Source organism: Burkholderia sp. Ax-1720, from assembly GCF_011753035.1.
In the GTDB taxonomy this organism is placed as follows: domain Bacteria; phylum Pseudomonadota; class Gammaproteobacteria; order Burkholderiales; family Burkholderiaceae; genus Burkholderia; species Burkholderia gladioli.
Genome location: NZ_VWWK01000073.1, coordinates 20,368 through 32,883, shown reverse-complemented (window position 1 = coordinate 32,883; position 12,516 = coordinate 20,368). Strand labels below are relative to the sequence as shown.

General features: G+C 68.7%; 12 protein-coding genes and 1 pseudogene. 3 read left to right on the top strand and 10 right to left on the bottom strand.

What is annotated here, in order from left to right; genetic code table 11:
- The 10 genes and pseudogenes from F3J18_RS38245 to F3J18_RS20700 all read right to left on the bottom strand — a co-directional run.
- A pseudogene (locus tag F3J18_RS38245) lies at window positions 1-126 on the bottom strand (ribokinase); the annotation flags it as partial.
- Window positions 123-1,172 carry a LacI family DNA-binding transcriptional regulator gene (locus F3J18_RS20740; protein ID WP_025098060.1) on the bottom strand — a complete coding sequence of 350 codons (1,050 nt, stop codon included), beginning with the start codon at window positions 1,170-1,172 and terminating at the stop codon, window positions 123-125. The pseudogene F3J18_RS38245 and the gene F3J18_RS20740, both read right to left, overlap by 4 nt.
- A 22-nt stretch (window positions 1,173-1,194) precedes the next feature.
- Window positions 1,195-2,226: an ABC transporter permease gene (locus tag F3J18_RS20735; protein WP_013697883.1), complete on the bottom strand. Its 1,032-nt coding sequence runs from the start codon at window positions 2,224-2,226 to the stop codon at window positions 1,195-1,197.
- Window positions 2,223-3,830 carry a sugar ABC transporter ATP-binding protein gene (locus tag F3J18_RS20730; protein ID WP_166913934.1) on the bottom strand — a complete coding sequence of 536 codons (1,608 nt, stop codon included), beginning with the start codon at window positions 3,828-3,830 and terminating at the stop codon, window positions 2,223-2,225. Before F3J18_RS20730 ends, F3J18_RS20735 begins: the two co-directional genes overlap by 4 nt.
- 9 nt (window positions 3,831-3,839) lie before the next feature.
- Window positions 3,840-4,796, bottom strand: coding sequence for a sugar ABC transporter substrate-binding protein (locus F3J18_RS20725; RefSeq protein WP_025098062.1), 957 nt, complete (start codon window positions 4,794-4,796; stop codon window positions 3,840-3,842).
- Window positions 4,797-5,208: 412 nt separating this feature from the next.
- Window positions 5,209-6,138: a CysB family HTH-type transcriptional regulator gene (locus F3J18_RS20720; protein WP_025098063.1), complete on the bottom strand. Its 930-nt coding sequence runs from the start codon at window positions 6,136-6,138 to the stop codon at window positions 5,209-5,211.
- A gap of 55 nt (window positions 6,139-6,193) precedes the next feature.
- Window positions 6,194-7,255: a sulfate ABC transporter ATP-binding protein gene (locus F3J18_RS20715; RefSeq protein WP_166913932.1), complete on the bottom strand. Its 1,062-nt coding sequence runs from the start codon at window positions 7,253-7,255 to the stop codon at window positions 6,194-6,196.
- A 13-nt stretch (window positions 7,256-7,268) separates the two neighbouring features.
- Window positions 7,269-8,189: a sulfate ABC transporter permease subunit CysW gene (gene cysW / locus F3J18_RS20710; RefSeq protein ID WP_166913930.1), complete on the bottom strand. Its 921-nt coding sequence runs from the start codon at window positions 8,187-8,189 to the stop codon at window positions 7,269-7,271.
- Window positions 8,186-9,082 carry a sulfate ABC transporter permease subunit CysT gene (cysT, locus tag F3J18_RS20705; RefSeq protein ID WP_166913928.1) on the bottom strand — a complete coding sequence of 299 codons (897 nt, stop codon included), beginning with the start codon at window positions 9,080-9,082 and terminating at the stop codon, window positions 8,186-8,188. The genes cysW and cysT overlap by 4 nt, the downstream gene beginning before the upstream one ends.
- 219 nt (window positions 9,083-9,301) lie before the next feature.
- Window positions 9,302-10,336, bottom strand: a complete 1,035-nt coding sequence (locus F3J18_RS20700; protein WP_013697876.1) for a sulfate ABC transporter substrate-binding protein — start codon at window positions 10,334-10,336, stop codon at window positions 9,302-9,304.
- A 270-nt stretch (window positions 10,337-10,606) separates the two neighbouring features.
- On the opposite strand from F3J18_RS20700, the gene lexA reads away from it, so the two are divergent.
- The 3 genes from lexA to F3J18_RS20685 all read left to right on the top strand — a co-directional run bounded on the left by lexA (window position 10,607) and on the right by F3J18_RS20685 (window position 12,411).
- Entirely contained in the window at window positions 10,607-11,251 is a 645-nt protein-coding gene (lexA, locus tag F3J18_RS20695) for a transcriptional repressor LexA (protein ID WP_013697875.1), read from the top strand.
- Window positions 11,252-11,380: 129 nt separating this feature from the next.
- Entirely contained in the window at window positions 11,381-11,716 is a 336-nt protein-coding gene (locus F3J18_RS20690; protein WP_166913926.1) for a hypothetical protein, read from the top strand.
- Window positions 11,717-11,754: 38 nt separating this feature from the next.
- Window positions 11,755-12,411 carry a DUF2939 domain-containing protein gene (locus tag F3J18_RS20685; protein ID WP_166913924.1) on the top strand — a complete coding sequence of 219 codons (657 nt, stop codon included), beginning with the start codon at window positions 11,755-11,757 and terminating at the stop codon, window positions 12,409-12,411.
- Window positions 12,412-12,516: the final 105 nt, after the last annotated feature.

Here is a 12,516-nt window from a genome sequence, read left to right as displayed (position 1 = left end):
ACCGTGCCCGCTCAGCGTCTCGCCCGGCTTGGGCAGGCGCGGCGCGCGCACGATCAGGTCCATGTTGAGGCTGCCGACCACGGCAACGTTTCCGCGCGCGGAGGTCGAAACCGGCGTACCGCTCATGCCTGCCCTCCGCCGGCCGCCGCGGGCGCGGCGCCGGGCGCGCCGCCATAAGGCGCGGTCGATTCGCGCAGCACCAGGCGCGGCGACACCACGCGACGCCGCTTGGCCGGCGCCGAGGCGCCCGCCGAGATCCGCTCGATCAGGGTCTGCGCGGCGATCTCGCCGAGCGCGCGCACCGACTGGCCGACCGTGGAGAGTGCCGGATAGGTGTAGCTCGACATCTCGATGTCGTCGAAGCCGATGATCGAGCAGTCGGTCGGCACGCGCAGCCCGCGCTCGGCGGCCGCGCGCAGCGCGCCGATCCCCATCAGGTCGTTGCCGGCGAAGATCGCGCTGGGATGCAGCGCGTCGATCAGCTCGGCCGCCGCGCGATAGCCGCCCAGGCAGGAGAAGTCGCTTTCGGCGATCGCGCCCGGGATGATGTCGATGCCGCGTTCGGCCATCGCGCGGATGAAGCCGTGCACGCGCATCGCGCTCACCGCCGTGTCGACCGGGCCCGTGATGCAGCCGATCCGCGAATGGCCGAGCTCGATCAGGTGGCGCGTGGCCAGGTAGGCGCCGCGTTCGTGGTCGATCTGCACCAGGTCGGCGGACAGCCCCTCGATATTGCGGTCGACGATCACCAGCGGCTCGCGCGAATCGGCCAGGGTCTGAGCCAGCACCGTGTCCTCGCCGGCCGAGGCGATGATCAGCCCGTCGATGCGCTTTTCCTGCAGCACGCGCAGATAGTTTCGCTGCTTGATGGGATCGTCGTCGGAATTGCAGAAGAACACGCAATAACCGCGCGCCGCGCATTGGTCCTCGATGCCGCGCGCCAGTTCGGCGAAATACGGGTTGGTGCTGTTGGGCACCACCAGGCCGATGGTGGCCGTCGAGCGCGCCTTCAGGGATCGCGCCACGGCCGACGGGACGTAGTTGAGCTGGACGATCGCCCGCTCCACCTTGGCCCTCACGTCGGCCGACACCGGCCGCGAATTGTTCACCACGTGCGACACCGTCGTGAACGATACGCCGGCCATGGCCGCCACATCCTTGATCGTCGCCATTCTGAATCCCTCTGGTCTGTCTTTAAGTGCGCGTGCGGCGGCTGCGATAGGTGTCGAGCACGACGGCAACGACGATCACGGCCCCGGTAATGATGCGCTTGGTCGGTTCGTTCGCGCCGATCTGCGCCAGCCCCGCGGCCAGCACCGAGATGATCAACACGCCGAAGAAGGTGCTGATCACCGAGCCGCGCCCGCCCATCAGGCTCGTGCCGCCGATCACGACGGCCGCGATGACCTGCAGTTCGAGCCCGACGCCGGCATTCGGATCGGCCGCTTCGAGACGCGAGATCTGGAACAGCGCCGCAAGCCCCGCGAGCGCGCCCATCAACGCAAACACAATGATTTTATACGGACGAGGGTTCACCCCGGCAAGCCTTACCGCCTCTTCGTTGGTACCGATACCAACCAGATAGCGTCCGAACACGGTGCGGGTCAGCACGAACTGGGCCACGATCATCACCAGCACGGCGATCACGAAGGCCGGCGAGATGCCGAGCGCGAACGGATTGGAGAGGAAATCGAAGGCGTCGCCGATATAGGCGGTGCGCGAGTTGGTGAGCTGGTAGGCCAGGCCGCGCGCGCCCTCCAGCACGCCGAGCGAGACGATGAAGGACGGAATCCGCCAGCCCACCGTGACCGCGCCGGTCAGCATGCCGGTCACGGCCGCCGCGGCGATCCCGAGCAGCGCCGAGGGCAGCGGCCCCCAGTGCCATTTCAGGGCGGCCACGCTGACGAAGGAGGCCGCCAGCGCCAGCACCGAGCCGACCGACAGGTCGATGCCGGCGATGATCAGCACGAAGGTCATGCCGACCGACATCACCACCAGGTCGGGAATCTGGTTGGCGATGGTGCTGAAGGTGTCGTAGGTGAGGAAATGCGAGCTGAGCACCGAGAACAGCGCGATCATCGCGATCAGCGCGCCGGCCAAGCCCAGGTAGTTGGACAGGCCCAGGCGCGTGCCGGACAGGCGCTTGGCGGCCGGCGCGGCCGCGTCGGGCGCGGCCGCCGGGGTGGAGTCGGCCGTCTCGCGGCCGGGGACGATGGGTTCGTTCATGAAAGAATTCCTGGGGTCGAATCACCCGCCCCGGAGGACGGGCCTGCAGCCGGCAAGGGCGCGGCGCTGGCATCGCGGCGCGAGAAGCCGGCAAAGGCGGCGGCCAGCAGACTGTCCTGGGTCCAGCCGCCGCGCTCGAACACGGCGCTCATGCGCCCCGCCGACATCACGCCGATGCGATCGCAGATCAGCATCAGCTCGCGCAGGTCGCTGGACACCACCACCAGCGCGCGACCCTCGCGAGCCAGCGCGCCCATCAGCGCATAGATGTCGAACTTGGCGCCGACGTCGATGCCGCGGGTGGGTTCGTCGAACAGCAGCACGGCCATGTCGTGGGCCAGCCAGCGGCCGATCACGACCTTCTGCTGGTTGCCGCCCGAGAGTTCGCCCACCGTCTGCGCCGGGCCGCGCGTGCGGATCCGCATCGCGTCGATCTGGCGCTGCGCGAGCGCGTGCTCGCGCGCGGTGTCGACCACGCCGGCCCGCGAGATGCGGCCGAGCTGGCCGAGCGAGACATTGGCGGCGATCGGCTGCGACAGCAGCAGGCCCTCGCCCTTGCGGTCCTCGGTGATCAGCGCGATGCCCTGGCGCACCGCGTCGGAGGGCGACTGGATCTTCACCGGGCGCGGCGGCGTGCCGATCGACACCGTGCCGCGATCGGCGCGGTCGGCGCCGTAGATCAGCCGCAGCAGCTCGGTGCGCCCGGCGCCGATCAGGCCGGAAATGCCGAAGATCTCGCCGGCGCGCACCTCGAAGGAGATGTCGCGCACCACGCTGCCGCGCGTGAGCCCGGCCACCGCCAGGCGCGGCGCGCCGATCCGGCGCTCGCCGAGATCGATGTGCTCGCCCACCTCGCGCCCGGCCATCAGGGCCACCAGCCGCTCGGTCGAGACCTCGCCCATCGGCCCGACATGGACCAGCCGCCCGTCGCGCAGCACGGCCACGCGCTCGGCCACCCGCGCCAGCTCCTCGAGGCGGTGCGAGATGTAGACCAGCGCCACGCCGCGCGCCTTGAGGCGGTCGATCTGCGCGAACAGCAGCTCGACCTCGCGCGCGGTCAGCATCGCGGTGGGTTCGTCGAGGATCAGCACGCGGCAGTCGCCGATCAGGTTGCGCGCGATCTCGACCATCTGCTGATGGCCGATGCCGAGCGCGCCCACCGGCGTATCGGGATCGATCGCGTCGAGCCCGACGCGCGCCATCGCCTCGCGCGCGTCGGCGCGCAGCCGGCCGCGGTCGATCACGCCGAAGCGGCGCGGCAGGCGGTTGAGGAACAGGTTCTCGGCCACCGTCAGGGTGGGCAGCAGGTTCAGCTCCTGCATCACCATGCGGATCCCGAGTGCCTCCGCCTCGTTGCGGCTGGCCGGCGCATAGGCGCCGCCGGCCAGCCGCAAGCTGCCGCCGGTGGGCGTGACCAGCCCGCCGATGATCTTCGACAGGGTGCTCTTGCCCGCGCCGTTCTCGCCCGTGAGGGCCAGCGCCTCGCCCGCGTGCAGCGCGAGCGAGACGCCGGCCAGCACCGGCTCGGCGTAGGTCTTGCCGACGCCCTCGACCTCGAGCACCGGCGCGGCCGGGGATGCCGCGGCGCTGGGAATCGTCGCCATGCGGGTCACTTACTTCTTGACGACCAGGTCGACCGGCGTCTCGACCGTGCCCGACAGCTCGGCCTGCTTCTTGTGCTCGGCGATCGCCTTGAGCGCCGTGTCGATGCCGAACACCGCCTGCTTGGCCGCGTACTGGTCGGCCGTGGCGAGCACGCGGCCGTCCTGCAGCATCGGCTTGATCGCGTTGATGTTGTCGTAGCCGACCACGTAGACCTTGCCGGCCTTGCCGGCCGCGCGCACCGCCGAGACCGCGCCGATCGCCATGCTGTCGTTGCCGCACAGCAGCGCCTTCAGATTCGGGTACTCGTTGAGCATGGCCGAGGCCACCGCGTTGCCCTTGTCGATCTCCCACTCGCCCGACTGCAGCGAGACCACCTTGGCGCCCACCGCCTTCATCGCGTCCTGGAAGCCGGCGGTGCGCTGCTGCGCGTTGGTGGTGGTCGACACGCCCTCGATGATGCCGACCTCGTCGCCGGCCTTCAGGTTCTTGGCGAGGTAGTCGCCGATCTTGCGGGCGCCCTTGCGATTGTCGGGGCCGACGAAGGGCACGTTGAGGTTCTTCGACTTCAGCACGTCCGGATCGAGCCGGTTGTCGATGTTGATCACGATGATGCCGGCGTCGACCGCCTTCTTGACCACCGGCACCAGCGCCTTCGAATCGGCCGGCGCGAGCACGATCGCGTCGACCTTGGAGACGATCATCTGCTCGACGATGCGGATCTGGTTGGCGGTGTCGGTCTCGTCCTTGATGCCGTTGGTGACCAGGTCGAACATCGCCGGGTTGTGCTGCTGGTATTCCTTCGCGCCGTTCTCCATGGTCAGGAAGAACTCGTTGGCGAGCGACTTCATCACCAGCGCGACCTTGGGCTTGTGGGCGGCTTGCGCATGGGCGCCGAGCGGCGCGACGGCAATGGCGGCGCCGGCGAGCGCGGCGGCGAGAACACGGCGGCGAATCTGGAAGTCCATGCGAAATCTCCTCACTGTGTGTGCCCGGTTGCCCCGGGTGTCGTTTTCATGTTGAGCAAACGTTTGCCGTGGTACGTCCGTCGAATCAGGAAAATACGCCCTGAAGCGGCGTGAACAGGAAGCGCGAGCGATTGCCGGCAGTCGATTTCACCCATCTCGTGCATCCCGTCCGTTTTTGTTCGTACCGGGAAGCGCCAATGCTGTACCGATCGTGCCGATTACGCAACGGGGTTTGTACCGATTCCGGGATTGTGGGGATCTTGCAAGGCAAGCGCAAGACAGGACGCGCCCGCGCGAGGGATTCGGCCGCGACATGGCCCCGGCGAACGGCAGGTGGGCGGCGAGCCGGAACGGCTCGCGCGATGAGCGATGCGAACCCGAGGGCGAGACGCCGGCGCCCCGCCCTCGCCGCTCAGACGGCGGTTTCCTTCAGTTGCGCGGCGATCTCGGCCTCGGTCAGGTGCGGCGCGAACATCTCCAGCAGCTTGTAGGCATAGGAGCGCAGGAAGGCGCCCTTGCGCAGGCCCACCCGCGTCGTGCTGGCCTCGAACAGGTGCTGCGTGTCGAGCGCGACCAGACCCGAATCGCGCTGCGCGTCGTAGGCCATCGCCGCCACCACGCCGATGCCCATGCCGAGCTCGACATAGGTCTTGATCACGTCGGCGTCGATCGCGGTCAGCACCACGTCGGGCACCGCGCCCACCTTGGCGAAGGCCTGGTCGATATGCGAGCGACCGGTGAAGTCCTGGTCGTAGGTGATGATCGGGTACTCGGCGATCTCCTCGGGCGTGAGGTTGGCGCGACCGACCAGCGGGTGGTCCTTCGGCACCACCACCACGTGGTGCCAGGAATAGCACGGGAAGGTCACGATGTCGGGATAGCGGTCCAGCGCCTCGGTCGAGATGCCGATGTCGGCCTCGCCGCTGAGGATCATCTGCGCGATCTGCTGCGGGCTGCCCTGGCGCAGCGCCAGGTGCACCTTGGGGAACACGTCGGTGAACTGGCGGATCACCTTGGGCAGCGCGTAGCGCGCCTGCGTGTGGGTGGTCGCCACCACCAGGTGGCCGCTGTCCTGGTCGGCGTACTGGCGCGCCACGCGACGCAGGTTCTCGGCGTCCAGCAGCATCCGCTCGATCAGCTGGTGCACCGCCTTGCCGGGCTCGGTGAGGCCGGTCAGGCGCTTGCCGCGACGGATGAAGATGTCGACGCCCAGTTCGTCCTCGAGATCCTTGATCTGCTTCGAGACGCCCGACTGCGACGTGTAGAGCACGTTCGCGACTTCCGTCAGGTTCATGTTCTGGCGTACCGCTTCCCGGACGAAGCGCAATTGCTGGAAATTCATGGGTCAGCCTCTCAGGGGCGTTGTCGTTATCGATGAGGAAGGATGCGGCGGCACGTCAGCGCGCCGGGAACACACGCGCGCTGCGGGCCACCGCGGTGGCGCCGTCGCCCACGCCGAGCGCCAGCGCGCGCCAGGTTTCGCGATCGAGCTCGGCTTCCAGCAGCGCGCCGCCGGCGCGCGGCGCGAGCTCGATGCGCACCGAGCTGCCCAGCGGCACCACCCGCCGCACGTCGACGGCGATGCCGTCCGAGCGCGCGTCGGCATGCGCCACCACCTGCAGGTCGTGCGGGCGCACATAGGCGTGCGCGCGGCCGGAGAAATCGGCGGCGACCGCGATCGGGCCGCTCGCGCCATCGGCCACGAAACCGTCGCCGTGCACCACGCCGTCGAGCCGGTTGGCCGCGCCGAGGAATTCGTAGACGAAGGCGCTTTGCGGATGATCGTACACGTCCTGCGGGCTGCCGACCTGCTCCACGTGGCCCCGGTTCAGCACCACGATGCGGTCGGCCACTTCCAGGGCTTCCTCCTGGTCGTGGGTGACGAAGATGGTCGAGATGTGCAGGTCGTCGTGCAGGCGGCGCAGCCAGCTGCGCAGCTCCTTGCGCACCTTGGCGTCGAGCGCGCCGAACGGCTCGTCGAGCAGCAGCACCTTGGGCTCGACCGCCAGCGCGCGGGCCAGCGCGATGCGCTGGCGCTGGCCGCCCGAGAGCTCGGACGGATAACGCGGCGCGAGCCAGTCGAGCTGGACCAGCTTGAGCAGCTCGTGCACCTTCTCGCGGATCACGGCCTCCGAGGGCCGCTCGCCGCGCGGCTTGACGCGCAGGCCGAAGGCGACGTTCTCGAACACCGTCATATGGCGGAACAGCGCGTAGTGCTGGAACACGAAACCGACCTGGCGCTCGCGCGCGCCCACGTCGGCCACGTCCTGCCCCTGCAGCACGACCTGGCCCGCGTCGGCGTGTTCCAGGCCGGCGATCACGCGCAGCAGGGTGGTCTTGCCGCAGCCGGAAGGCCCCAGCAGCGCGACCAGCTCGCCCGGCGGGAAATCGAGAGAAACATCGTCGAGCGCCGTGAAGTCGCCGAATTGCTTGTGCAGATTGCGAACGGTGATACCCATCTGGTGTGCCTCTTCAGGAATGCGAGGCGGCGCTGGCGCGCGCGTCCGCGAGTTCGGCCGACATCCGGCGTTCGGCGAGCAGCTTCAGCGCGAGCGTCACCAGCGCGAGCAGGGCCAGCACCGATGCCACCGCGAAGGCGGCCGAAAAGTTGTATTCGTTGTAGAGAATCTCGACGTGCAGCGGCATGGTGTCGGTCTGGCCGCGGATATGGCCGGAGACCACCGACACCGCGCCGAACTCGCCCATCGCGCGCGCATTGCAGAGGATCACGCCGTACAGCAGGCCCCAGCGCACGTTGGGCAGGGTCACGCGGCGGAAGATCTGCCAGCCCGAGGCGCCCAGCACCCGCGCGGCCTCCTCCTCGTCGTTGCCCTGCGCCTGCATCAGCGGGATCAGCTCGCGCGCGACGAACGGGAAGGTCACGAAGATGGTCGCCAGCACGATGCCGGGCACGGCGAAGATGATCTGCACGTCGTGCGCTTCCAGCCAGGGGCCGAGCCAGCCCTGCGCGCCGAACAGCAGCACGTAGACCAGGCCCGAGATCACCGGCGAGACCGAGAACGGCAGGTCGATCAGGGTGGTCAGGAGCGCCTTGCCGCGGAACTCGAACTTGGCGATCGCCCAGGAGGCGCAGACCCCGAACACCAGGTTCAGCGGCACCGCGATGGCGGCCACCGTGACGGTCAGCAGGATCGCCGACCAGGCGTCCGGATCGGCCAGCGACTCGAAATAGAAGCCGATGCCCTTGGCCAGCGCCTGCGCGAACACGGCCGCGAGCGGCACCACCAGGAAGCCGGCCAGGAACAGCAGCGCGATACCGGTCAGCACCCAGCGCGTGAGGCGCGATTCGGCCACCGGATCCTGGCGGCGCGCGGCCCTGGCGCGCGGCGCGGCGGCGGCCGGCAGCGCGGAACTGCTCGATTCGCGGCTCATTGCGCACCTCCGGTCACGGCACCCGCGGCGGCAACGGCCGGCGCCGGGCCGCTCGCGCCGCGGCTGGTTCGGCGCTGCAGCAGCCACTGCAGGGTGTTGATCAGCAGCAGCATCAGGAAGGACACCACCAGCATCACCACCGCCAGCGCGGTGGCGCCCGCGTAGTCGTACTGCTCGAGCTTGGTGATGATCAGCAGCGAGGTGATCTCGGACTTCATCGGCACGTTGCCGGCGATGAAGATCACCGAGCCGTATTCGCCCAGCGCGCGCGCGAAGGCCAGCGCGAAGCCGGTCAGCAGCGCCGGCAGCACGGCCGGCAGCACCACGCGGCGGAACGTCAGCCAGCGCGAGGCGCCCAGGCAGGCCGCGGCCTCCTCCTGCTCGCGCTCGAAATCCTCGAGCACGGGCTGCACCGTGCGCACCACGAAGGGCAGGCCGATGAAGGTCAGCGCCACCAGCACGCCCAGCGGCGTGAACGCCACCTTGATGCCGAGCGGCGCGAGGTACTGGCCGACCCAGCCGTTCTGCGCGTAGACGGCGGCCAGCGAGATGCCGGCCACCGAGGTCGGCAGCGCGAACGGCAGGTCGACGATCGCGTCGACCAGGCGCTTGAGCGGAAACCGGTAGCGCACCAGCACCCAGGCGACCAGGAAGCCGAACACGGCGTTGATCACGGCGCCGCCGAGCGCGGACAGGAAGGTCAGCCGGTAGGAGGCCAGCACGCGCGCCGAGGTGGTGGCGGCCACGAACTGGTCCCAGCTCAGCGTCGCGGTCTTCAGGAAGGTGGAGGCGAGCGGGATCAGCACCACGAGGCTCAGATAGGCCACCGTGATGCCGAGCGTCACGCCGAAGCCGGGCAGCGCGCTCGGCTTGCGGAAGGTGTACGTCGTCATGCGAAATGCGCTTCCTTGGTTGACATGGGATGCGCGGCCGCCGGAAGGATCCGGCCGGCCGCGCGTTCGATCGTCGTTATGTCGGGCCGCGCGTGCCGGTTGCGGGCCGCGCGGCCTCGGTACTGCCGTCCTGCCTTTGCGTCTTTGCCTTTTCCGCGGTGGAGCGGCTCACCCGTTCACGGACGCGCCGTCCCACCGCTCAAGCCACGTGCGCAGCGCTTACTGCGGCTTGTAGATCGAATCGAACACACCGCCGTCGGCGAAGTGCGTCTTCTGCGCGTTGGTCCAGCCGCCGAAGGTGTCGTCCACCGTGTAGAGCTTGAGCTTCGGGAACTGCTTGGTCAGCTCGGCCGGCACGTCCTTCGAGCGCGGGCGGTAGTAGTTGCGCGCGGCGATCTCCTGGCCTTCCTTGCTGTAGAGGAAGTTCAGGTAGGCCTCGGCCAGCTTGCGGTCGCCCTTCTTGTCCACCACCTTGTCGACCACCGCCACCGGCGGCTCGGCCAGGATGCTGACCGAGGGCACCACGATCTGGAACTTGTCCGGGCCGAATTCCTTCAGCGACAGGAAGGCCTCGTTCTCCCAGGCGATCAGCACGTCGCCGATGTCACGCTGCACGAAGCTGGTGGTCGCGCCGCGCGCGCCCGAATCGAGCACGCCGGCGTTCTTGTAGAGCTTGGAGACGAAATCCTTGGCGCTCTGCTCGTTGCCGCCCGGCTTGTGCAGCGCATAGGCCCAGGCCGCCAGGTAGTTCCAGCGCGCGCCGCCCGAGGTCTTCGGGTTCGGCGTGACGATCGACACGCCCGGCTTGATCAGGTCGTCCCAGTCCTTGATGCCCTTCGGATTGCCCTTGCGCACCAGGAACACGATGGTCGAGGTATAGGGCGAGGCGTTGTCGGGCAGGCGCTTCTGCCAGTCCTTGGCGACCAGGCCCTTGTTGGCCAGCGCGTCGATGTCCCAGGCCAGCGCCAGCGTGACCACGTCGGCCTGCAGCCCGTCGAGCACCGAGCGCGCCTGCGCGCCCGAGCCGCCGTGCGACTGCTTGAAGTTGACGGTCTCGCCGGTCTTGGCCTTCCATTCCTTGCCGAAGGCCTGGTTGACGTCCTGGTACAGCTCGCGGGTCGGATCGTAGGAGACGTTCAGCAGCGTGGTGTCCGCCAGTGCGTGCGTGGCGGCGCCCAGCGCCACCGCGCCGAATGCCAGTGTTGCGACCAGGCGGCGGACGCCGCCAGCCAGCCCCGTGTTGCGCTTGACCATCCGATGATCTCCAAAGGTTCGTGGGTCGTTATTAGCAATGTCGGGCCAGTCTAGCGAACGGCTTTCATCATTAAAAATAATCGTTCTTCATTTTTTAAGAAGCAAAAGTGGTAAAGACCGCCCGGCGGACGGTTGAGGCATCGAAACCGCCGTTCCGACGTCGCTCGATCGCGTCGGAACCGACGTCATAGCGACGAACTTCAAGTAACGCTTGAAATTCCCGAACCACTGTATAAAAATACAGATCACTGTCTATCCATACAGTTGACCATGACCAAACTCACCGCACGCCAGCAGCAAGTGTTCGACTTGATTCGTCGCGCGATCGAGCGCTCGGGCTTCCCGCCCACCCGCGCGGAAATCGCGGCCGAGCTGGGCTTCAGCTCGCCGAACGCGGCCGAGGAACACCTGCGGGCGCTGGCCCGCAAGGGCGTGATCGAGCTGGCCGCCGGCGCCTCGCGCGGCATCCGCCTGCTCGGCGACGACGCCCCGCACCAGCTCACGCTGCCGCACGCGGCGCTGATGCAGCTCTCGCTGCCGCTGGTCGGCCGCGTCGCGGCAGGTAGCCCGATCCTCGCGCAAGAGCACATCTCCCAGAACTACACCTGCGATCCCGCGCTGTTCTCCAGCAAGCCCGATTACCTCTTGAAGGTGCGCGGGCTGTCGATGCGCGACGCCGGCATCCTCGACGGCGACCTGCTCGCCGTGCAGAAGCGCAGCGAGGCCAAGGACGGCCAGATCATCGTCGCCCGGCTCGGCGACGACGTCACCGTCAAGCGCCTCAAGCGTCATTCCTCCGGCATCGAACTGATCGCCGAGAACCCCGATTACGAAAACATCTTCGTGAAGGCCGGCAGCGCCGAGTTCGCGCTGGAAGGCATCGCCGTCGGCCTGATCCGCTCCGGCGAATTCTGATCCCGGGCGCTGCGGCGCCATCCGTCCTGCTGGTGCGCCGCGCGCGCACTGGCCGAGTATTGCCTGCGCGTTGTGCTGCGCATCGTCCTGTGCTTTGCCTTGTTTCCTCCGCTCGACCTGGAGAACGCCATGGAACGCCTCGCCCGCCTGCTGCCCTTCCGTCAATTCGGCCGCCTGCGTCACCTGCGGGGGCGCATGCCCTGCGCACCGCTCGGCAGCGCCGCGCCCGACGCCGTCGCGCCGGAGCCGGCCGCCGCGGTGGCGGAGCAGGCCTCGCTGCTGCCCTCGGCCCTGCCGGCCTTCGCGCGCGTCTCGCTCAACGCGGGGCTGCATCATGCGGAACCGGCACGGCGCGCGCCGGTGCGCGTCTACCACGGGCCGTCGCGCCTGATCATGGTGGGCACGATCGATGCGGTGTGCCGCATGATCGATCGCTGCATCGCCGAGGAACGTTCGGCCGTCTGATACGTCTCTAGCTAGAGTCCGTATCCCATGGAGGCCTGGTGCCCCTCTCCCCGTCCCGCGGCGGCCGGTTCAAGCCGCTCCTCGTCGTCGCCCTCGCGCTGCTGGTGCTGGCGACGATCGTTTATGCCTATGCCTCGCCCTATCTCGCGCTGCGCGAGCTGAAACAGGCCGTCGACACGCGCGACGCCGAGGCGATCAGCCGCCATGTCGACTATCCGGCCCTGCGCGTGAGCCTCAAGCAGCAGTTGACCGAGGAGTTGATGCGGCGCATCGACCTGCAGCGGCACAATAATCCGCTGGCGATGCTGGGCGCGATGATCGGCTCGGCGCTGATCGGGCCGCTGGTCGATGCCTATGCGACGCCCGAAGGCGTGGCCGCGCTGCTCAGCGGCCTGCCGCCCAAGGCCGATCCGGGCGAGCATCCGCCCTCGCTCGACCAGCCCGCGTCCACGGCCGCCGCGCCTGCCGGCCTGGGCAGCGCGCCGCCGGCCGCGCCGAGCCCGCCAGCACCGGCACCCACCAGCGGTAGCAACGCGGGCAAGCCCGCGGCGCCGCAGGCGAGCGCGGCCTATAACGGGATCGACGAATTCGTCGTCGTGTATCGGAAGAATGTCGATGGCGCGCGCTACGCGGCGATCTTCCGGCGCAGCGGGCTGTTCGGATGGAAGCTCAGCGCGATCGATCTGCATCGCTGAGCATGTCGCGCCGGCGGGCGCGACGAGACGAGGAAGTGAATCATGGCGTTCATGCCGGTTGCCTCAACCGGCATGGCGCCGTTCCGGGCGGCACCGGCCGCCCGT

What these genes read in the sequence shown, in the direction of transcription:
- F3J18_RS20740 (WP_025098060.1), bottom strand. Translation starts at nt 1,172, where the DNA reads ATGGCGACGATCAAGGATGTGGCGGCCATGGCCGGCGTATCGTTCACG.
- F3J18_RS20735 (WP_013697883.1), bottom strand. Translation starts at nt 2,226, where the DNA reads ATGAACGAACCCATCGTCCCCGGCCGCGAGACGGCCGACTCCACCCCG.
- F3J18_RS20730 (WP_166913934.1), bottom strand. Translation starts at nt 3,830, where the DNA reads ATGGCGACGATTCCCAGCGCCGCGGCATCCCCGGCCGCGCCGGTGCTC.
- F3J18_RS20725 (WP_025098062.1), bottom strand. Translation starts at nt 4,796, where the DNA reads ATGGACTTCCAGATTCGCCGCCGTGTTCTCGCCGCCGCGCTCGCCGGC.
- F3J18_RS20720 (WP_025098063.1), bottom strand. Translation starts at nt 6,138, where the DNA reads ATGAATTTCCAGCAATTGCGCTTCGTCCGGGAAGCGGTACGCCAGAAC.
- F3J18_RS20715 (WP_166913932.1), bottom strand. Translation starts at nt 7,255, where the DNA reads ATGGGTATCACCGTTCGCAATCTGCACAAGCAATTCGGCGACTTCACG.
- cysW (WP_166913930.1), bottom strand. Translation starts at nt 8,189, where the DNA reads ATGAGCCGCGAATCGAGCAGTTCCGCGCTGCCGGCCGCCGCCGCGCCG.
- cysT (WP_166913928.1), bottom strand. Translation starts at nt 9,082, where the DNA reads ATGACGACGTACACCTTCCGCAAGCCGAGCGCGCTGCCCGGCTTCGGC.
- F3J18_RS20700 (WP_013697876.1), bottom strand. Translation starts at nt 10,336, where the DNA reads ATGGTCAAGCGCAACACGGGGCTGGCTGGCGGCGTCCGCCGCCTGGTC.
- lexA (WP_013697875.1), top strand. Translation starts at nt 10,607, where the DNA reads ATGACCAAACTCACCGCACGCCAGCAGCAAGTGTTCGACTTGATTCGT.
- F3J18_RS20690 (WP_166913926.1), top strand. Translation starts at nt 11,381, where the DNA reads ATGGAACGCCTCGCCCGCCTGCTGCCCTTCCGTCAATTCGGCCGCCTG.